Raw genomic sequence first — 21566 nt, 5'->3', positions numbered from 1 at the left:
GCACAAAAGTAAGAATATCGCCAGAAAACCTGGCCAATTGTTGGTTAAAAAGAAGTACATGTTAACAACACTGCCAGAAAGTACGGTTTCAGGAATGGGCTTAAAATTAATTTCAAATTAAAACGTTAGAATTTTGTGTTGGCTATTATTTGTTAATTTTGGTCCAAAATTTAAGCGCTTATCAATGAGGGTTATTCTGAAATTTATTGTTGTTTTCCTGTTGGTTGTTTTTGAATTGCCGCTAAACGCCCAGAGTCTGAAGAAGAATGAGGTAGTGGTGATCAGTGGCGAAAAATTCATTGTACACCAGATCGAAACAGGTGAAACCATTTTTTCCCTGACGCAAAAATTCAAGGTTAGTAGGGAAGAGCTGGAAAAGTACAATCCAAAGTTGACAGAAGGCCCTAAAATTGGCGACGTCATAAAAATTCCTTTCCGCGAAGATGCGGATGTGTCGGCAAAGTCGGGACAGGAAAGGGGAAAACCGTCCGGATTTTTAACGCATAGGGTAAAGTCGAAAAATGAAACGGCTTATTTCATCGCACGTCAATACGGAATTTCGGTAGAGGAATTGTATGCTCACAACCCGGGGGTAACCACCATCAAAAAAGGGTTGAAACTGCAAATTCCTTTCTGGAATGAAAAAACGCCAGAGGCAGAGGCTCCAAAAGTACCGGTGGCAGAAAAGAAGGAGGAGGTAAAAATTCAGCCGCAACCATTGCCTGCGGGTACATTAACACACCAGGTGGTTTCCGGAGAAACCTTGTATTCCATTGCCAAGAAATATGGTGTTGGCGAGACAGAAATTTTAGCATTGAATCCGGCGGCCAGAAACCTGAAAGCAGGTGCGGTACTTTCAATTCCTGTGAAGAAGAAAGAAACTGCGGTTGTTCCGGTTAAAAAACCAAAAGAAGAATTCTCCGGAAAGTACTTTGAACACATCATCGAGTCGGGAGAGACACTTTGGGGAACCGCCCGGAAGTACGACGTAACAGAGGGGGAATTAAAAGCGCTTAATCCTATTCTGAATACCGACTTTCCGGCCGGTGCCGTGATTCGCGTGCCGGTAAAGGAAACCGAGATAGAGCAAACCGAGGCCAGACCTTTGAACGAAGAGGCGTTTGATAAGCACGATGTTACGAAGGGGGAAACATTGTATGGCGTTTCAAAAGAATTTCATGTAAGTATATATGAATTAAAAAAATACAACCCGGTGTTGGAGCACCGTAACCTGGTGGAAGGCGAAACGATTCTGATTCCGCACAAAACAGAGGAAGCAGCGGTAACACAATCTGGAACTGAATCAGTATCTGAAACTGTAGTGTCGTCTGAAGCGGCTCTGCCGGATGAGAAATACTTTGCCGTAGATGCGACCATGGAAATCCCCGAGTTTTGCAAACCGCAATTGAGGGAATTTTCATCGGAAACTTTTGACGTGGCACTTTTCCTTCCCTTGTTTCTGGAAGCCAACGACACGCTGAACCGGGAAGAGGCCATTCCCGACTCCATGATTTATCTGGCCGACGTTAATACCCATTCTCCCAACAATCAGCATTTACTGGAAGCGATGGCAAACCAGGATACCACCATTGAGGTGGAGCGAAAGCCCATGTTTAAGAAGTTTTACCGGAGCAGCGAAAACTTCGTGCAGTTTTATGAAGGTGTTTTGATGGCGCTCGATCATTTGGAACAGGCCGGGCAAAATGTTCGTCTGCATGTTTTCGATACAGAACAACGCATGGACGCCGTTCGAAAGTTTATTTTTACTGACGAGTTTTTACAGACCGATCTGATTATTGGCCCTATTTATCCGGAAGTACAAAAGGAAGTTGCTCAGATAGCTGCCAAAAACCGGATTCCGTTGGTATCACCGTTGGCTGCACAATCCGGCTTGCTGAGTTCCAATCCGTATTATTACCAGGTAAACCCAACCCGCGATTACCTGACACAGCAAACGGCAGACATGGTGGCAGAAGAATACCACAACAGTAATTTTATTATTCTGAAAACACAGGAATATGCCGGCACGCCCGAAGGGAAAATGGTGGATATGCTGCAGGAAAAGTTTTTTAACTCAGGTTTTATGAGTGAAAGAGACGGGGTGAATTTTACCATCTATGACTTCCAACGGGAGGGCGCTTTTGGTTTGCGCCGGATCATGTCCTCCACCAAGGAAAATGTGATCTACATTCCTTCATCGGACGAAGGAGTACTTAGCATTTCCATATCGAACCTGAATAACCTTGCCAGCGATTATTCGATGACGCTGATTGGTACTCATCGTTACCCAAGCTATCAAAGTATTCAAATCGATCACTTCCATAATCTGAAACTCAAATACCTGGCTCCATACTGGATCGATTATAATTCGCCGAAAACGATTCGTTTTGTCAGCGGTTTTAAAACAGCGTTTGGTACCGAGCCCGATAATTTTGGATTCCAGGGATACGACGTTACTACCTATTTTGTAAAAGCGTTGGCCGAATTGGGCCGTGATTTTGGCGAATGTCTTCCCTTTTTTCATGTCGACCTGATTCAAGGTAATTATCACTTCGATAAATATTCACAGTTTGGAGGATACATGAACCAGGGCGTTTCGGTTATTTCCTACACACGCAATTACGATGTAAAACGTGAGCGTGTAAAAGGACAACCCCGGTTGGTGGCTGAAATTCCGGAATAAGAAACAACTATTAAAAAAAGAAGGGTTGATAAAGTTGGCATGATACTCCTTAGGTTGCCTGTGGAATAGTCAATTTTAAGAATTATCTTTATCTGCAGCAGGCCTTTTTCTGAATATAGTTTTTGACCCAAAAAACATGGATGAAGGCACCGAAGTAAATACTAAAAACAGAAAAACATGAAATTAGGAGCATTCTCAGTTAGTCTCAATGTTAAAGACTTAGGAGCATCAAAAGAATTCTATGAGAAATTAGGTTTTATTGTTTTTGCAGGAAGTAAGGAACAGAACTATCTAATAATGAAAAATGGCAATGCTCTCATTGGAATTTTTCAGGGTATGTTTGAAGGTAACATTCTGACTTTTAACCCGGGATGGGATGAAAATGCAAGTAACCTGGAAAACTTTGAAGACATACGTGAAATTCAGAAACAATTAAAACAAAGCGGACTTACATTAATGAGTGAAGCTGACGAAAAAACGGAAGGTCCTGCAAATCTTATGTTGACCGACCCTGACGGGAATGTGATTTTACTTGACCAACATCGCTAAAAACAAATCCCCGAAAACGTTACATCGACTAAGAAAACATGCGGACTGCGCTGTAAGATGAACGTTATACCAATCTATCTTGCTACTCATTACCCAGATCTCAGATCTTAATTCTTCTTCTGAATTTCATTCAATTTAAAACCTATGGACTTCCAGTGCAAAGTGGTTTCGTTTTCTGATGCCTGGGTGCAGTTATTTCTTGTAAAAGAATTTTCCGGTAAGTAACAGGCTTGCAAAAACTACTGCTGCAAACAACAAACTGCTGAAAGCTACCTGCATCCCTCCGGAGAGAACATGTCCGCTGGTACATCCGCCTGCCATACGGGCTCCGAAAATCAGTAAAAAGCCGCCGATAAAAGCCCACAAGGCACGTTGTGTTTTGGAAGTGCCTTTGTATTTTTCCCAGTTTTCATACACCAGGCGAAATTCAAATTTCTTTTGCAACAACGATCCGATCAGCCCGGCCAAAAATGCCCCGGATAAAAAGATCAATTCCCAGTTTCCCGGGTTTTGAATCTTGGTGAAATATTCGTTTTGAGTGAGTCCGGCTAAAGCATCGCCTACATACGGATAGGTGGTGGAAGCACCAATGGGGCGGTCAGAAGCAAATTTTGAGAATACGATCACGTTTAAAACCGCCAACGCAATTCCGGCTACCAGCCAGCGGTAATTGGTTGATTTTTCCGCTTTGTTCAAAACAAAGGCAACTCCGATAAACAAGGCTCCAATCAGGAAAACCAGCAGATAAAAGACTAGGTTGCTGTCTAATGCCGTTCTGAGCGAAAAAGCACCCAGGTTGGGGCCCAGTATTCCCTGTAGGAAAGGAAGCACCAGCGTATAAACAATGCCGGCCAAAATTCCTCCGATAATTCCAAGCAAAGCATCAAGCGATCCTTCTCCCAGCGAAATGGCGAGCGTTCCGGGACAATAACCCAGAATGGCCATGCCGGCACCAAAAAGAAGGCCTCCCAAAACCAGTCCTCCCAAAATCAGCGGTTTTACATGGTACGAAGCCATTCCAACTCCAACTTCGATGTTGATAAGAATGGCTCCTAGGCCAACAGCTACGGCAATGGCTTTGGCAACCGTTAGGTTGTCTAAGGTAGCCATCCCACTAATGACGTTAAACTTGTTAAGGCTGGCGTACTGAAGTGTAAGCCCAAACAGAAATCCTAAAAACAGTGTAAGTACAATCATGATATTGGATTTTTACAAAGGTTTTCGGTTGTGTTGTCAGCTAAATAGGAAACAGGTGGTTCTTAATCCCTGTAACGTTTCAAGATATCTCCGTAGGCATCAATCCGGCGGTCGCGGAAGAAAGGCCAAATTCTGCGAACATCTTCGGTGCGTGTCTTATCTATTTCAATTACTTCGGATTGTTCGTATTCCGCCGAAAAACGGCAGATAAACTCTCCCTGGGGACCGGCTACAAAGGAGTTGCCCCAGAACGTTATGCCTTTGCCTATGCCCGACGGATCGGATTCAAAACCTGTGCGGTTAACACTGATCACGGGCAGACCATTGGCCACTGCATGTCCGCGTTGCGAGATGATCCAGGCATCCAGCTGGCGTGCTTTTTCTTCCTGTGTATCCGCTGGGTCCCAGCCAATGGCTGTTGGATAGATCAATACTTCTGCTCCCGCGAGCGCCATCAGGCGGGCAGCTTCGGGGTACCACTGATCCCAGCAAACCAATAATCCCAGTTTGCCTACCGAAGTGTGGATTGGGTTAAAACCCAGATCGCCCGGAGTGAAATAAAATTTTTCGTAAAAAGCAGGGTCATCCGGAATGTGCATTTTTCGGTATTTGCCGGTTATCGAACCGTCTTTTTCGAAAACAACCGCTGTGTTGTGGTACAAGCCAGCCGCCCGTTTTTCAAACAAGGAAGTAACGAGCACAACGCCCGCATCTTTGGCTGCCTGCGCAAAAATGTCGGAATCGGGTCCGGGAATCGGTTCGGCCAGATCGAAGAGGTTCACGTCCTCCGTCTGACAGAAATACAAGCTGGCGTGTAACTCTTGTAAAATTACAAGCTCAGCACCCATCGAAGCACATTTTTTTATTTCTTCAATACTTTTCTGAATGTTACTTGTCTTATTACCTGAACATTCCTGCTGAACGATTCCAACTTTTATTTTGCTCATGATTTCTTACTTTTTACAATTGAATACTACTGCTTTGGGATATTGCATGGTTACACAGTGCAGCGATCCATGCTGTTCAATCAATACCCGGCAATTTACCGGAATAATTTCTCTTTCGGGAAAGATTTTTGCAAATATATCCACGGCTATCTGATCCTGCGGAAGCTCATATACCGGAACTAAAACAGCATCATTTATTACCGTAAAATTGGCATATGTGGCTGGTAAACGGTTGCCCTCACTGTCGAAACAAGCATCGGGGAAGGGGAGTTCAACCAAATCATAGGGTTTTCTTTCAGCGTTGGTAAACTGTTGCAGCTGTTCTTTCATTTGCTGCAAAGCATTGTAATGTTCATCATCCGGATTGTTGCAGCCAACATAAGCAATTGTATTCTCGTTGCAAAAGCGGGCCAGCGTGTCGATGTGCGAGTCGGTATCATCACCCGCCAGGTAACCATGGTCGAGCCAGAGAACCTTCTTCGCTCCCAGGTTTTGTTTCAGAATGGCTTCAATTCCTGCTTTTGAAAGCTGCGGATTTCGGTTTTTCTCCATCAGGCATTCTGTTGTGGTCAGAATTGTTCCTTTGCCATCGCTTTCGATGGAACCGCCTTCCAACACAAAATCGAAACTTTCCAATACACTGTTTTGAATCAGGTTTTGTTCAAACAGATTTTTGGTAATTTGATTATCGAGACCAGCCTCGAATTTTTTCCCCCAACCGTTGAAAATGTAATCCTGCACTACTGCTCCTCCATCAGTTAAAACAGTAATTCCACCGTGATCACGTGCCCAGGTATCGTTTGACGGAATCTCGGTAAAATAGATGTTCGTGCAATCCGAAAAATAGCTTTTTACGCGGGTTACACTGTCGCAAACCACCAACACGGGCTGAAAACGGGCTGCCGCTTCGATAATGTTCACAAAGCATTTAGACGCTTCCTGCAGAAGGTATTCCCAGTCGCTGTTGGCATGTGGAAAAGTAAGCTGCAAAAAAGACTGTGGTTCCCACTCAGCAGGCAGTCGCCGATCGTATGTTGATGTATTGCTCATGTATTCTTCAAACTAACTTATGGGGCAAAAATAGTATGAAATACATAATAATTTAAAGATACATCCAATTTCTTGGCAGGCTCTCTTTCTTGTCTTTACGTAGATGTCAAAATTGTCTTAATTTTAGAAACTAAATCGAAATTCCGAACTCATGATAAAAAGTGTGGTATTCCTGCTTGGTGTATTTTTATTTGTTGGTTGCAGTCAGAATCGTCAGCAAAAATTGGTACAGGTTTCCACTATCGATGCCTTGTTGCAAGGAGTTTATGACGGGAATACCAGTTTGCAAACACTTGATAAATATGGAGATTTTGGCATTGGTACTTTTAACGGCCTTGATGGAGAAATGATTCTGCTTGACGGGCATTTTTACCAAGTAAAAGCCGACGGTAAAATTTATCATCCCGAGTCTGATGTCTTAACGCCTTTTGCATCAGTAACTAATTTCGAACCGGGGAAAGAATACCCGTTGAATAAGCTTTCATATTCTGAACTGAAAGCGACGATAGACAGTTTGGCTCCAAGCCCCAATTTTTTTTATGCGATCAAACTGAAGGGAACTTTTGATAGGGTAAAAACACGCAGTGTACCCATGCAAAAAACTCCGTATCCGCCACTGGTTGAAGTGACCGAAAATCAACCTGAATTTGAAACCGTCAACATTTCAGGAACCTTGGTTGGTTTTTACTGTCCTCCGTATGTTACTGGTTTGAATGTTCCGGGGTATCATCTTCATTTTTTGTCAGATGATAAAAACTTTGGCGGACACTTGCTTTCATTCGAACTAAAAAGCGGACACTTGCAAATTGATCAGATCAATGAGTTCACTCTGAAGATTCCTGCTGAAGGACATTTCCTAAAAACTTCGCTTGACGAGGATCTTAGCGAAGACCTGCAAAAAGTGGAAGGAGAATAGGTTTTCAATGAAAATACGTTTTTCACGATTTGAATCAAAATCTTCTCAAATGTTTCAGGAACGAAACCTCTGGACATTGGCACAAAAAAATGGGGCCCAACCAACGTTGAACCCCACTAATACATTATTCTAATTCGTCTTATGCTTCAAACTCTTTAAAAGTCTTTTTGATAATTTCGATGGCTTCCATCATTTGCTCTTCGGTGATCACCAGCGGCGGTGTAAACCGGATGATGTGTTCATGGGTTGGTTTGGCGAGCAGGCCGTTTTCTTTCATTGCCAGGCAAACATCCCATGCCGATTTGCCGTTGGTCGGTTTAATTGCTATGGCATTCAGCAAGCCTTTTCCCCGAACAATTTCAATCATTTCCGATTTAATTGCTTTCATTTCAGCGCGGAATATCTTGCCCAGGCGTTCTGAGTTTTCCACCAGTTTTTCTTCCTGTAACACATCCAGAGCGGCCATGGCAACTTTGGCGGCCATCGGGTTTCCTCCGTAGGTGCTGCCATGCTCTCCAGGTTTAATAGTAAGCATAATTTCGTCGTCCGCCAGTACACATGAAACCGGGTACAAACCACCCGAAACGGCTTTGCCCAGCACCAGAATATCGGGGCGGACATTTTCGTGATCGCAGGCCAGCATTTTTCCGGTACGTGCCAAACCGGTCTGCACTTCATCAGCTACAAAAAGCACATTGTATTTTTTACACAGTTCCGACGCTTTTTTCAGATAACCATCTTCCGGAACGTAAACGCCTGCTTCTGCCTGAATCGGTTCTACCAGGAATCCGGCCACATTCGGATCTTTCAGCTCTGCTTCGAGCCTTTCCAGATCGTTGTACGGAATGTTGACAAAGCCCGGCGTGTAAGGTCCGTAATGTTGGTAGGCATCCGGATCAGACGACATGGAAATGATGGTGATCGTTCTTCCATGGAAGTTTCCGTCACACACAACAATTTTAGCTTCATTGGTAGGGATACCTTTTACTTTGTATGCCCATTTCCGGATGAGTTTCAAAGCGGTTTCGTCGGCTTCGGCACCCGAGTTCATGGGCAGCATTTTGTCGTAGCCAAACAATTTGGTCATGTATTCTTCCCAATCGCCAAGTACGTTGTTGTAAAAAGCGCGCGAGGTAAGTGCCAGCGTTTGTGCCTGATCGGCAAGTGCTTTTACTATTTTAGGGTGACAATGGCCCTGATTTACGGCTGAATAGGCAGCGAGGAAATCAAAATACTTTTTCCCTTCCACATCCCAAACAAATACTCCTTCGCCTTTAGCTAAAACCACGGGTAGCGGGTGATAATTATGTGCGCCAAACTTGTCTTCTTTGGCCATGTAATCTTTCGAGGTCAGTGTAGTCATTTAAATTGTTTTAAGTTTATGCAGAAATACGATTTTTACCCCGAAAAAGCAACCAAAATATCAGTGTTAAAGAGCAGTGAGAAATATCAGGTTCGGAAGATATTATCACAAATTTCCTGAGAAACAATTCCTTTTACATCTTGCTCGAATCTTCTGAACTGGCATGAATAGTCTGGATGAAAGGTTTCTTTAACGAAAAGAGGTCAGCAGAAATTTATTTCCAGAAACGGATGAGCAACACTTCAGCAAGAATAAAAAACAGCGCCAGCAGAATGCACACCTTCCAAAGTTGTTTGCCGTTTTGAATCTCGCTCAGCACTTCCGAAAAATTACGGTCTACTGCACGCACCAACGTTGCATTGTTCAATTGGTTCTCCTCCAGGTTTGATTCAATTTCGTCGGCAGTGAAATAACGCAGGTCCGATTCTTTTCGGTCGAAGTTAAAAGCCATGGAAGCAACTGCCACGCCGTCGTTTTCGATCAGATAATGCCCGTCGCCTGTTATTTGGTCTCCAAAATCGATGCGCATGCCTTGCCCCGATGCACTTACGGTGGGTATAATTTTATCCTGGTTTTTCCGGTTTACAATTTCAACCGAAGCATTCAGGTCGATATTGATGTTTCGTGGAAGGTAATAAAAGGTATTTTGCCCAACGGTAAACGAAATCTCCTGTTTAGGGAGGCTGTTCAGAACCATGTTGTAAAGGGTGGGGACAAACAAAATGTCGCGTGCAAAAGCTTCGTTTTCGTTGTTTAACGGGAAACTGAAAATCCAGGCTTTTCCGTTTTCGATGTTTAGTTGCGACAATGCTTTGTCTCCGTTTTGGAAAGCCAGCAGGTTTTGTTCGTCGGAACGGGTGGCCGATTCAAAACGCAGATGACCTTTAATTACCGGAAGTATGGGGTTTTGTTCCCGCTTTTTGAAAACATCGCTGTAGAAATTATTCTCAAACTCGATGCGTGAGATTTCTTGCGTGGTGGAATCTGTTCCGATAATGCGGTTGGCATTAAAACGTGAAAGGAAATTATTGAGTAGCGCCGGGTTCGATTCCAATTCAGGAAACAGAACCACGGATGCACCATTTTTTACCACGGTCTCTAGTTCGTTTAAAAAACCGCTGGAGAAATTCTCGGTGTTCACCAGGAAAATGGTGTTGAATTCATTCAAGCGGTTGACTTGCAGGCTTTGCTCGTTCATTTTCTCAAGAATGACATAATCGTCGTTGGCAAACAAAGCATCCAGGTAAGCCAAGCCTTCTTGCGAAGCCTTCGAATTGTTGAAAATGGCCAGTGCTTTCAGGTTGCGCTCTACCTGGTAGCTGATGTACCAGTTATTGTCGTGCGTAAACGGGTAATCGCTTATTTCAATCCGTCCCAGTTGCAGCCCGCTGGTGTTGTTGGTGTATTTCAGGCTGGCAACAATGTCGTTTTGTGCTTCCACGTTAAAGTTGGTGATCGACTTGAGCGAGTCGTTCAGGTAAAGTTTCAACGGCAGGTTTTGGTAGTGCTGGTTGGAGCTGTTTTTAATCCGAACCATCACGTTTTCTTCCTGCCCCAGTCGGTGAGCAGGAACTTCCACCCAGCACGAATCGATGTAAAGATTGGCCACTTCGTTGGGGACCAGTGGAAGATAATAACTGAAAGTGCTTTTGTCAGAAAAATTCCCGAAATCGCTAACCGGGCGTTGAAAATCGGAAATGAAATACAGGTTTTTATCTGATTTTGTACCATCCGCACTTTGTTCTTCTGAAAAGCGATTGTAAACGAGCGAAAAGGGAACAACATTGGGAGAAGGCTGAACTTCGGAAACTTCGCGGATAAATTGCTCGCGGTTTAAATCGTGCTGATGTTTGGGTTTTAAGTCGTTGGTAAACAGCCTGAATTTTGTGCCGGCCGGATAAGCCAAGCAAATTTCAAGTGCTTTGTTGCGGGCCACTTCCAGCAGCTGTCCCTGTTCTGAAAGCGCATTCATACTAAACGAATTGTCGATATAAACAGCTACCGTCTGCCGAATTTGTTTCTGAGTGTCCCTGTTTGCCGGAATATAGGGCTGGGCAAAGGCAAAAACGAGGAAAATGATGGTCAGAATGCGCGCGGCAAGAATGAGCAATTGTTTGAGCCGTGATTTCTTTTTTGATTCCTTTTTGATGTCTTTCAGAAAATCGACATTGCTGAAATACACCGTTTTGTGTCTTTTAAAACTAAAAAGGTGAATGATGACCGGAATAGCGATGGTCAGCAATGCGAACAGAAAGGATGGAAACAAAAATTTCATATACAAGCGATATTCAGAAGTCGGAGGGCCGAAGTCTGAGGTTTATGTATTTATTATTCGTCTTCAAAAATAGCGATTTCTTTTTCTCCGCTTGATTTTAAATAGCCGCGGAACATGCCGCTGGTATTAAACTCCATGGCAATGTTTCCCTGCTTGTCAACTCCTATAACACCACCAGTTCCTCCCAGGTTGGTGAGTTTATTGATTTCTTCACGGCAGGCGGTCTGTAAATCCAGGTTTTTGTATTCCATCATGGCTGAAATGTCGCGGGCAAATCCCAGCCGGATGTAATATTCTCCGTGCCCGGTGCAGGAAACTGCACAGGTATTGTTGTTGGCATACGTTCCGGCGCCAATAACAGGGGAGTCGCCAATACGGCCGTAGCGTTTGTTGGTCATGCCGCCGGTAGAAGTTCCGGCACATAAGTTTCCGTAGCTGTCGAGGACCACACAACCAACAGTGCCGGTATTGTCTTTGCCGGTTCTTTCCCGTTCCTTTTTTAGTAATTGCTGAAGCGATTGGTAGCGGCTTTCCGTATAGAAATATGTATTGGGAACAATCTCGAGGCCCTGTTCTTTGGCAAATTGCGAAGCTCCCGGGCCGCTTAGCATCACATGTTCTGAATGTTCCATAACAGCACGTGCCGCATTAATCGGATTCTTGATATCACGGACTCCGGCAACTGCCCCGGCATTCAGCGTTTTTCCTTCCATAATGGAGGCATCCAGTTCGTTAACACCTTCGTGGGTAAAAACAGCACCTTTCCCGGCATTGAACAGGGGAGAATCTTCCATTATGTTAATGACCTTTACTACGACATCGGTTGCCGTTGCTCCTTCAGCAAGCATTTTATTTCCCACTTCCAGTGCTTCGTTTAGCTTGGCTTTATACTCGCTGCGCGCCGCTTCATTAATGCGTTCTTTCGACATTATACCGGCGCCACCGTGAATGACGACCGTATACTTTTTTTGCGATTGTCCTGATAATGATAAAATCAGAAAGGCTAAAAAGAAAACCGTACAAAGTCTCATTTTAATTTGATTAATGATTTACAAAAATGACATAATAATGCCGATAATAAAATAAATCATTATCGAATTTATAAGTCCTGAGTACTACGTTTTACAATGTTGAGTGTGGACTAATTCGTGATTTGCCGAAATTAGTCAATTATATGTCGATGTTCATCCGATTCGATAATATGTACTTTTACCAGAAAAAACAATAAAAGCAAAACAACTGCAATAGATGTAAAAACAATTCCCTTGTACACTGTCATATTATCTGATGCCATTGGAAAAAACACCACAGCCGAAATACAACAAAGTAAGATTATCACAACTGTCCAACTACGATTCCTGTTACTTTTCATCCCTTTTTTAAATCCCTTTTTATGGTTATTCAAAACTTAGAAATAACCATTGATTAATAACATCCTGTTTGTGTCAAGACGATTACAAAGATTTTGTCATCTTTCCGATAGAAAATAAAAACTGTCCCTTAAGCAACAATATACAATAATTTGTAAATACGACGCAAGACAGTCAGCTGTATTGTTTATTAATCAGTGGGTTTATTAACAATTGAAATACGTAGGCTTTCCCCGGTTGATGGCTGTTTCACGTGCGTTGGTGTTTTGTGAACACTTATGTGTAGTGGATAAATGAAGTGTAGAAGAGGGCTGGAATGTAGCTTGGCGGTTCTGTTTCCGTCCTCTTGAATCGATAAAACTAATTTTTTGGAAAGGGTGTTTGAATTACTTTGTTTTTAGGAATAATATGGTTTTTCCAGCTATTCTTCTTCCTTAACCTGGGTCATTCCCGGCACCAGTTTTACTCTTTTGGTTGATGAAGTATTTATCTCGAGCATTTCGTCGTCTTCGCTTTCGGGGGTGTTGCTAAAATACAGGTGGTAGTTAGCATCAATCGGAACCATTACTTTGCAGCCAAGCATGGGCGGTATTCGTATGTCCATAAAATCACAATAGTTATTTTCATCCCAGTAAACATCGGTCAGCATATTGATGTACATGGTGTCGGCAGAGATATTCAGAAGCTTTATTTTTTTAAATTGCTGATCAGAGAACACGTAAGTAACTTCTGTATCAAGTGCGGCTCCTACAATGGAACTGGTAAGAGTGGCGCCGATATCGAAAACAACATTGGCAGATCTTGATTGCCGTAATTCCTTTTGTCTTTTGAGACTTAGCGGGTCATGAAAATATTTTGGAGCGGCACAGGCTTGTAAAAGAACCAGTGTGGTAAGACTTAGGATATAGATTAGTGGCTTTTTCATTGAGATAGATTTTCATTTGGCTTTGTTGACGATAAACAATTTTCGTGCCTGCAATTTCGTTACCGCAATAAAAATAACTTAACTTGTATCGGGAGTATACTGAACGAAATAACCTTTCGTTATTTACTATATTGAACTCAAAAAAACAGAAACATGAAACGTATTATTTTTATTTTTTCACTGGTGCTTTGTTCTGTCATCGGACATGCACAACCTATATTCGATTTGGGGCTCAAAGCGGGGCTGAATAATTCAAAAGTCAGTCTGGATATAAATGATTACAGCGAAGAGTCGATCACAAAAATGCATTGGGGAGCATTTGCCCGGGTAGGAGTGGGTAAAGTTTATGTTCAGCCCGAAGTGTATTTTACGCGCAAAGGCGGTGAATTTAAGGACGTTAGTGAGATGGCTGCTGAGTTTAATTACAAGTCGGTGGATGTTCCGGTTTTACTGGGTGTTAAACTATTGGATGCCAAAGCCGTGGATCTGCGGGTAATGGCTGGCCCTGTATTTAGTTTTGTTACCGACAACGATGCAGATAAATTCAACTTTTTGGAAGAACAGTACTTCAAAGATCGTTATACCGCTCTTCAGTATGGAGTAGGTGTAGATGTATTGTTTCTCTCGCTGGATTTTAGAATGGAGCACGCAAACAAGGTTTATAATTCTCCGGAATTGGAGGCCAAAAACCGCACGTTTATGGTCACGCTCGGGTTTAAAATATTGTAGGCAACTATAATTCTTCAGAAGAGGCTTCACCTGTGTGAGGCCTTTTTTGTTGCTCTTCTGCCGGAAGCAGGGTTTTATCGGTTTTCTGTTTTCTTTGAAACCAGGTGCGCGGATCTAACTGCTTCCTGTATTTCGAAAACAACTCTTTGCCCACCAGTAATCCTCCCAGCCAGAAAACTATTTCCATCAGGATAAGGCTGGTGGTAGTGGCAATCACTTTGGTTTTGGCGGAGAACTCCAAAAATGGAATCACGAATGTAGCAGCAAAAAATACACCCGAGAAAACCATCAGGAAAATACCCAGTTTGATTCGTTTGTTTTGCGAAATTCCCATGCCTTGTTTTTCTACAAGGTAATACTTTCCATCAATACGTCATAAGCGTTGGGCCCTTCATTGAAAAGCAGGTCGAGAATACTCAGGTTGGGAACAAAATCGAACTTTTCACTAAAAACCTGTATGTAGGGCTTTGGCTGAAATGCGGTATCCAAAGTTTCTTTGACTTTGGGTGAAATTGCCTGGCGCAAGTTTAACGTGTTTTCAGGAACCTTTTCAAAATCTTCGGTCAGCTTTAGTTTGTTTTTCACTTCCATAAAACCGCATAGCATCTCATGGATCTCTATGTTGTGATCCATTAAAAAACGGCTCTTTTTCTCAAAGAAGGGCAGAAGTTCGTCCTGGTAATATTCGAAATAAGGCGAAGAATTATAAGCCGAAACAATGGTTTGCCACTGGTTTCTTTGCCATTCTGTGTCGTACGATATTTCGAGGTCTTTGATAAGCGTTTTGGGGCCGCGCCCTTTTACAACGGGTAATACAAGCGACACCTGGCCATTGCCGGCCAGAATAACACAACGGTTACGATAGGTTTGCTTGGTGAAGTTTTCGTATTGTTCGAGGTACACTTCCGGATGATGAAGATAGCGCGCATAGTAATGCACCGGCCCGAAATAGGCAGTGCTGAGCAAAAGAGGTATTCCCATTTTTAATCTCTAAAAAAATTATGACTGTCGTCGTCATCCAGTTCAATTCCTTCCGGGTCAGAAACTTCTGCTGCTGTTTCTGGCTTTGGATGATCTAAGTCGTGCTGATGAAGATCGTCGTTTGCCCGAAGCACCTTTTTATACTCGCGCCTAGCTTTCCAAAGCTTTGGGTAAAAATAAAGGGTGGCCAGCAAATAGCCCAGAATAAGACATCCGAGTATGACGAGCACAAACGGAGCATTGCTTATTTCCCAAAAGAAAAGATGAATGGTGACACTGACCGAGTTCTGAAGAGTGAATATCACGAGCAGAACGGCCAGGATAATGATAACAACGACAAGTGCACTCATGACAAAATGTTTTTATAAATGTAAAAAAGGATAGCGTACCGGCTATCCTTTTTTGCGAATATTTTTATTACTGATGGTATCAGTCGTTTTCGTCACACTTTACTTCACCACACTAAACATCCTTTTCAGGCGGATGTTGGCCGGGAAGCCTTTGTCTTTGTCCAGCGAAAGCCAGATAAACTTGGCTTTACCAACCACGTGGTCTTCCGGAACAAAGCCCCAGTAACGCGAGTCGGCAGAATTGTGGCGGTTGTCACCCATCATCCAGTAGTAATCCATTTTGAAGGTATAGCTGGTGGCTGTTTCTCCGTTGATTTTTATTTGCGTGCCGTTTACTTCCAGTTCGTTGTTTTCGTACACATCAATAATTCTTTGGTACAAAGGCAGGTTGTCAACCGTTAAATTAACGGTAGCACCTTTTGCCGGAATGGTTATCGGGCCAAAATTGTCTACGTTCCACGGGAATCTTGAATCGGATGGGAAAATGGCGGGTTCCCATTTCCCTGGTTCTTCCAGCACTTTGGTTACTGCTTTTACATTGGTGAATGCCTTGATTTCTTCGGCTGTGCTTTCGGTAAGCGGGAAGAAATAACGCTGGCTGGAGAAAACTCCGCGATCGGCTTCTGAAATATTGAGTCTGTCAAGCGCTTTCGGATTGATGGATGTTCCGTTGGTTTCAACCACATAATCGAACTGAATGCCCGGAAAGTCTTTCTGCGTTTTTCCGTTAACATACAACTGGCCTTCGGTTATTTTAATTTCGTCGCCCGGAATACCCACGCACCTTTTAATATAGTTTTCGCGTTTATCAACCGGCCGCGAAACAACTTCACCAAAATTTCTTTTGTCGCTCCAAACGCGTGCTCTTCCGTTTTCCCTGATCAGCTGGTAGTAACTTGCATTGGGAATTCCCAAAGCTACCGTGTCGCCTTCGGGGAAGTGGAAAACCACCACATCATCGTTTTTAATTTCGCCAAATCCGGCCAAACGTTTGTACGGACGTTGAATAAGTTCCGAATAGGATTTTCCGCCGACAACCGGCATCGTGTTGTGAACAAAAGGAAAAGAAAGCGGCGTATTGGGAGTTTTTGGTCCGTACGCTGTTTTGCTTACAAACAGGTAATCGCCCACTAACATCGATTTTTCCATGGATGATGTTGGAATGGTGTAGGCTTCGATAAAAAACATCCGGATGAAAGTAGCGGCAATTACCGCAAAAATAATGGCGTCCACCCATTCAACTACTTTGGTTTGTTTGCCGTTGGGCGGATTTTTCTTTTTCCAGAATGCCCAATGCACTTTTTGGGTAATGTAAATATCAAAAATGATGGCAAGTCCTATAAACCACAAATAACTGCCTAGCCAAATTACCCACAATGAATACAGGAGTCCTACGGTTATGAACTTAAACCATTTGTTACTTAATATTGAACGTATCATCCGATCTTGAATTATAGATTTAATAAGTCTTTCATGTTTAGAATGCCTTTGTGGTCGAGGCAATATTCGGCCGCCAGAACCGCACCAAATGCAAATCCCTTACGGCTTTTGGCGCTGTGTGTAATTTCAATGAAATCTATGTCCGACTCATACCTCACTGTATGAATTCCGGGGACTTGCCCTTCGCGTTCCGACTTAATGTTTAACTCATTTTTGGCCGGTGTGGCATCGTTCACCCAAGTATCTTTTCCGGGGAGAATATTCAGCATATCATCTGCCAGGCTGATGGCGGTTCCACTTGGCGCATCCAGTTTCTGAGTGTGGTGCACTTCGGTCATTTCCACATCGTATTCGCCGCGGGGAGCCATTAATTCAGCCAGTTTTTTGTTGAGTTCGAAGAACAGGTTAACGCCTACCGAAAAGTTACTTCCGTAAAAGAAAGTTCCGTCTTTCTCGGCGCATTCGCGGTAAACCTGCTCCTTTTTGTCGAGCCATCCGGTGGTTCCGCTAACTACCGGTATTCCGGCATCGAAACACAGCGAGTAATTCGCGGTAGCCGAATCAGGTATGGTAAACTCAATGGCGACATCACATTTTTCCAGGTTTTCAACCGTAAGGTCTTGCTGGTTGCTGATGTCTATTTTTAAGCCTATTTGGTGGCCACGTTCCAGGGCAATTTTTTCAATTTCCTGTCCCATTTTGCCGTAGCCTATAAGAGCGATCTTCATTTTTATTCCGATTTGAGATAATGAGCATAAAGCAATGTGTGAAAAATCATCTGTCAAAGCTTTTTACTCACAAGCGTTTCCGTATTTTCAGTTTTTATCGTCGACAAACCTTACTAAAACCGATACGAGGCATTATTGTTTTACCACAAAATCTTTATTTTTTGCCACCGCATCTAAAAGTATGACCGTCTGAATCAAGGCACAAAGATATAATATTACTCAAATCTACCCAGTAAGCGTTCAAACTTAAAATTATTTCGACCAACGCGTGAAAGCACCGGATAAATGAAGCTCCACAAATCAGAAAGATGTTTTCGCGGCTCATCTTATTTTGGCTACTTTTACACCTCAATTTTGAAAGCATGAGAAACATTAAATTGGTGGCAACAGATCTCGACGGGACATTTCTCCGAAACGACCGGACAATTAGTGAACCGAACCTGGAGGCATTGAGAAAACTGGGTGAACGTAACATTATCAGGGTAGCGGCTACCGGACGTAATTTAAACAAGGTAAAAGAAGTTTTAAACGACGAAGTGCCTTTTGATTATGTTGTTTTTTCGTCGGGTGCCGGTATTTATCAATGGAATAAAAAGGAACATCTTTTTGCGCAGAATCTGAGTCAAACTTCTTCAGAAAAGCTGCTGCATGCGTTTATCAGCCGGGGGCTGAATTTTCACGCATTTTACCCGGTGCCGGAAAATCATAACCATTATTTTTTCAGAGGCACGGAACCTTGCGAAGAGTTTGAACGCTATTTCAATTTTAACCGGTATTACGCCAGCGAACTCGATCCGGCACAGCTTCCGCAAACCGAGCTTTGCCAGTTTCTGGTTATTATTAAGGAGGATGAAGACGATTTTGAAAAGCTAAAAGCCGAGATAGAAAGCCTGTGTCCCGAAATTCGCGTTATTCGTTCGTCGTCGCCCATTACGCCCGGATACATTTGGATCGAAGTATTTCATCGTTCGGTTTCAAAAGGGAACGGTGTTCGTAAAATATGCAAACTCACCGGTGTGGGTGCCGATGAAACCATGGGGCTTGGAAACGACTACAACGACTTTGACCTGCTCGAATTCACGCGGCATTCCTTTCTTACCGATAATTCACCCAAGGCGATTCAGCACAAATATCCGCTGATGCCAAGCAACGAAAAAGATGCTTTTGCTGTGTCTGTTCAGCGTTTACTCGAATAAAAATTTGTAATTTCTTCCCCCAATTGAATACACATAAAACAAATTTCAAAAAAAATAAAAATGAAGTTATTCTGGATTACATTCATGGTTCTGGGGACGTTGTTCGTTACTGCCCAGACCAATGTTGATTTAAAAAGTTCACTGCCTGAAGATCCTGCAGTAAGCAAAGGAATGCTCGAAAATGGAATGACCTATTACGTGCGTGCCAACAGCGAGCCTGAAAACAGGGCCGAACTGATGCTGGTTTTAAAAGCCGGCTCGGTTGACGAAGATGACGACCAGCAGGGCTTGGCGCATTTTGGTGAACACATGGCTTTTAACGGAACAAAAAACTTCCCCAAGCACGAACTGATTAACTATTTCGAATCGATCGGGATGGAATTTGGACCCGAAATCAATGCCTACACCAGTTTCGATGAAACGGTTTACATGTTGAAAGTTCCGCTCGATCAGCCGGAATACATGGAAAAAGGATTGCAGGTACTGTACGACTGGGCTTGCCAGATCGATGATTCGGACGAAGAAATCAATGCGGAAAGAGGCATTATCCTGGAAGAAGAAAGAATGGGCCGCGGAGCCAACGACCGGATGATGAAAAAATGGCTGCCTGTGTTTTTGCACGATTCAAAATATGCCGTGCGCTTGCCGATCGGGAAAGTGGATATTATTGAAAATTGTGCACCGGAAACACTGCGTCGTTACCGGAACGACTGGTACCGCCCCGATTTGCAGGCGGTGATTGTGGTAGGTGATTTCGACCAAAACGAGATGGTGGAGAAAGTAAAAGAAAAATTTTCGGCCATTCCGGCTCGTAGCAATCCAAGAGAAAAGAAGTATTTCGAGATTCCGGGCCATGCAGAAACATTGGTAAGCATTAACACCGACAAAGAAGCACAATACCCGGTTGCTTTTGTTTATAACAAACACGACCTGAAAAAATCAAAAACTCTTGGCGATTACCGTCATTCGATCTTGGAAAAACTGTATACTGCCATGATCAACAGCCGTTTGGCAGAGAAGACCCAGCAAGCTGATCCTCCTTTCCTGATGGGACAATCGGCCTATGGTCATCAGTTTGGCCCTTTGAGTACCTATGTTTCGATTGCGGTTACGCAGGGCGACAAAATGGAGACAGGCTTAAAAGAGGTGTTGCTTGAAAACGAGCGGGTGAAGAAATTCGGCTTTACTGAAACGGAGCTGGAACGCCAGAAAAGCTCACTGCTCAACAACATGGAGAAGGCGTATAACGAACGCAAAAATACCAAGTCGGTTAATTATGCCAACGAATACAAGCGCAATTTCCTGATGACTGAAGAGTCTTTCCCCGGAATGGAAAACGAATATGCTTATTTCAAGGAATTCATGCCGGGTATTGGTGTGGACGAAGTAAACGCGCTGGCGAAAGAATGGATCACCAAAGAAAACCGCGTGGTGGTGGTTACTGCTCCCGAAAATGAAAAAACCAAGGTTCCAACCGAAGAAGAAATAAGAGCTTTGTTGGACGAGGTGGAAAACACCGAGGTGGAAGCTTATGTGGATGCTGTTTCGGATGTGCCGCTAATTGCCGACGAACCTTTTGGAAGCAAGGTGAACGAAGAGCGTTCGATCGAGAAGGTGGATGCCGTGGAATGGAAACTGGCAAACGGGGCAACCGTGGTGGTGAAGAAAACGAATTTCAAGGAAGATGAAGTGCTGTTTAATGCATGGAGCTTGGGCGGAACATCGGTTTATCCAAAAGAAAGCGATGTGTCGGCCAACCTTACTACCGATGTTATGACTGAAAGTGGAATTGCCCGTTTTGATGAGATTACGCTGAACAAAATGCTTTCGGACAAAGTATTTGGCCTGAATCCGTATATCAGCGATTTGCGCGAAGGTTTCAACGGAAGTTCTTCTGTAAAAGATGTGGAAACTCTGTTGCAGATGTTGTACCTCTATTTCACCGAGCCCCGCTTTGATGAAGTAAGCTACCAGTCGCTCATGAAACAATATGCCACGGTGCTTGAAAATAAATCAGCTTCACCCGAGGCCAATTTCAGAGACACCTTAAACGTGGTATTATCGAACTACAACGAGCGCTCAAAACCAATGTCGGTTGAACGTCTGGCCGAAGCATCTTTTCCTGAAATGAAAAAGATCGGGAAAGACCGTTTCAAAGACGCTGCTGATTTCAAATTCTTCTTTGTCGGAAACATCGATCTGGAGACATTCAAACCGATGGTGGAAAAATACATTGGAGGAATCCCTACATTAAACAGAAATGAAAAATGGGTAGACCTCGGTATACGAAAACCGGAAGGTGTTGTTGAAAAAGTAGTACACAAAGGACAGGAAGAAAAAGGCATTCAATACATCGTGTTTCACGGGGCTTTTGATTACAGCGGAGCAAACCAGGTGCAGCTTGACGCTGTGGGGAAAATCCTGAGTACACGTTTACTGGAGGTGATTCGTGAAGACAAGGGCGGTGTTTATTCCATCGGAGCTTATCCGTCATCGTCGAAATTCCCGCAGCCCGAATATACCGTTGCCATTTCGTACGGAACATCGCCGGATAAACTGGATGAGTTGAAAAAAGCGGTATTCGATATTATTAAAGAATACGCAGAAAACGGTCCAACAGAGGACGAACTGAGCAAGGCAAAGGAAAAAATGCACCGCGAACGCGAAATCCAGGTGCGCGAAAACCGGTTCTGGCTCAACAATCTGAGCAACACCTATTATATCAAAGAGGGTGATTTCTCTGAATTCGGAACTTTTGGACAGCTTGTAGATAATCTGACAGTTGAGTCGACTAAAAAGGCTTTCAACAATTACTTTAATTTCAAGAACTACGTGAGTGTGGCACTTGAACCGGCAGAATAACAACT

18 protein-coding genes are annotated in these 21566 nt (G+C 43.4%); 6 read left to right on the top strand and 12 right to left on the bottom strand.

Annotated features, from left to right (window positions below):
* Window positions 1-184 precede the first annotated feature (184 nt).
* Entirely contained in the window at window positions 185-2683 is a 2499-nt protein-coding gene (locus INQ51_RS00325) for a LysM peptidoglycan-binding domain-containing protein (RefSeq protein ID WP_233375900.1), read from the top strand.
* 177 nt (window positions 2684-2860) lie between these two features.
* A complete protein-coding gene (locus tag INQ51_RS00320) occupies window positions 2861-3232 on the top strand; it encodes a VOC family protein (RefSeq protein ID WP_233375899.1) in 372 nt (123 codons plus the stop codon).
* Between the two features lie 192 nt (window positions 3233-3424).
* Here the strand turns inward: INQ51_RS00320 and INQ51_RS00315 are convergent, their stop codons facing one another.
* The 3 genes from INQ51_RS00315 to INQ51_RS00305 form a co-directional block, all read right to left on the bottom strand.
* The gene (locus tag INQ51_RS00315; protein ID WP_233375898.1) at window positions 3425-4429 is read right to left on the bottom strand and encodes a YeeE/YedE thiosulfate transporter family protein; all 1005 of its coding nucleotides are present in this window, start codon (window positions 4427-4429) and stop codon (window positions 3425-3427) included.
* A gap of 62 nt (window positions 4430-4491) precedes the next feature.
* The gene (locus INQ51_RS00310; protein ID WP_262909844.1) at window positions 4492-5376 is read right to left on the bottom strand and encodes a carbon-nitrogen hydrolase; all 885 of its coding nucleotides are present in this window, start codon (window positions 5374-5376) and stop codon (window positions 4492-4494) included.
* A gap of 6 nt (window positions 5377-5382) precedes the next feature.
* On the bottom strand, window positions 5383-6426 hold the full coding sequence (locus INQ51_RS00305) for an agmatine deiminase family protein (protein ID WP_233375897.1): 1044 nt from the start codon (window positions 6424-6426) through the stop codon (window positions 5383-5385).
* Between the two features lie 151 nt (window positions 6427-6577).
* Here INQ51_RS00305 and budA point away from each other — a divergent pair, with 151 nt between their 5' ends.
* Window positions 6578-7342: an acetolactate decarboxylase gene (gene budA, locus INQ51_RS00300; protein WP_233375896.1), complete on the top strand. Its 765-nt coding sequence runs from the start codon at window positions 6578-6580 to the stop codon at window positions 7340-7342.
* Between the two features lie 139 nt (window positions 7343-7481).
* On the opposite strand, the gene rocD is transcribed toward budA, so the two are convergent.
* The 4 genes from rocD to INQ51_RS00280 form a co-directional block, all read right to left on the bottom strand.
* Window positions 7482-8705, bottom strand: a complete 1224-nt coding sequence (gene rocD / locus INQ51_RS00295; protein ID WP_233375895.1) for an ornithine--oxo-acid transaminase — start codon at window positions 8703-8705, stop codon at window positions 7482-7484.
* 214 nt (window positions 8706-8919) lie between these two features.
* Entirely contained in the window at window positions 8920-10980 is a 2061-nt protein-coding gene (locus INQ51_RS00290; protein ID WP_233375894.1) for a BatA domain-containing protein, read from the bottom strand.
* Window positions 10981-11033: 53 nt separating this feature from the next.
* Complete coding sequence (locus tag INQ51_RS00285) at window positions 11034-12011, bottom strand: isoaspartyl peptidase/L-asparaginase family protein (RefSeq protein WP_233375893.1); 978 nt, start codon at window positions 12009-12011, stop codon at window positions 11034-11036.
* Between the two features lie 760 nt (window positions 12012-12771).
* Window positions 12772-13275, bottom strand: coding sequence for a hypothetical protein (locus tag INQ51_RS00280; RefSeq protein WP_233375892.1), 504 nt, complete (start codon window positions 13273-13275; stop codon window positions 12772-12774).
* A gap of 153 nt (window positions 13276-13428) precedes the next feature.
* Between INQ51_RS00280 and INQ51_RS00275 the strand changes: the two genes are divergently transcribed.
* Entirely contained in the window at window positions 13429-14004 is a 576-nt protein-coding gene (locus tag INQ51_RS00275; protein ID WP_233375891.1) for a porin family protein, read from the top strand.
* Window positions 14005-14008: 4 nt separating this feature from the next.
* On the opposite strand, the gene INQ51_RS00270 is transcribed toward INQ51_RS00275, so the two are convergent.
* The 5 genes from INQ51_RS00270 to dapB all read right to left on the bottom strand — a co-directional run bounded on the left by INQ51_RS00270 (window position 14009) and on the right by dapB (window position 17503).
* Window positions 14009-14338 (bottom strand): transporter suffix domain-containing protein, encoded by a 330-nt coding sequence (locus INQ51_RS00270; protein ID WP_233375890.1) that lies wholly within the window; start codon window positions 14336-14338, stop codon window positions 14009-14011.
* A gap of 11 nt (window positions 14339-14349) precedes the next feature.
* A complete protein-coding gene (locus INQ51_RS00265; RefSeq protein ID WP_233375889.1) occupies window positions 14350-14985 on the bottom strand; it encodes a WbqC family protein in 636 nt (211 codons plus the stop codon).
* 2 nt (window positions 14986-14987) lie between these two features.
* The gene (locus INQ51_RS00260; protein WP_233375888.1) at window positions 14988-15335 is read right to left on the bottom strand and encodes a lipopolysaccharide assembly LapA domain-containing protein; all 348 of its coding nucleotides are present in this window, start codon (window positions 15333-15335) and stop codon (window positions 14988-14990) included.
* Between the two features lie 99 nt (window positions 15336-15434).
* Entirely contained in the window at window positions 15435-16775 is a 1341-nt protein-coding gene (gene lepB, locus INQ51_RS00255) for a signal peptidase I (protein ID WP_233375887.1), read from the bottom strand.
* Window positions 16776-16786: 11 nt separating this feature from the next.
* On the bottom strand, window positions 16787-17503 hold the full coding sequence (dapB, locus tag INQ51_RS00250) for a 4-hydroxy-tetrahydrodipicolinate reductase (RefSeq protein ID WP_233375886.1): 717 nt from the start codon (window positions 17501-17503) through the stop codon (window positions 16787-16789).
* 362 nt (window positions 17504-17865) lie between these two features.
* Here dapB and INQ51_RS00245 point away from each other — a divergent pair, with 362 nt between their 5' ends.
* Together INQ51_RS00245 and INQ51_RS00240 are read left to right on the top strand one after the other, a co-directional pair.
* Window positions 17866-18699 carry an HAD-IIB family hydrolase gene (locus INQ51_RS00245; RefSeq protein WP_233375885.1) on the top strand — a complete coding sequence of 278 codons (834 nt, stop codon included), beginning with the start codon at window positions 17866-17868 and terminating at the stop codon, window positions 18697-18699.
* Between the two features lie 60 nt (window positions 18700-18759).
* Window positions 18760-21561, top strand: a complete 2802-nt coding sequence (locus INQ51_RS00240; protein WP_233375884.1) for a M16 family metallopeptidase — start codon at window positions 18760-18762, stop codon at window positions 21559-21561.
* Window positions 21562-21566 lie beyond the last annotated feature (5 nt).

Source organism: Maribellus sp. CM-23, from assembly GCF_021354595.1.
In the GTDB taxonomy this organism is placed as follows: domain Bacteria; phylum Bacteroidota; class Bacteroidia; order Bacteroidales; family Prolixibacteraceae; genus Draconibacterium.
This window is presented reverse-complemented; position numbering and strand designations above follow the sequence as displayed.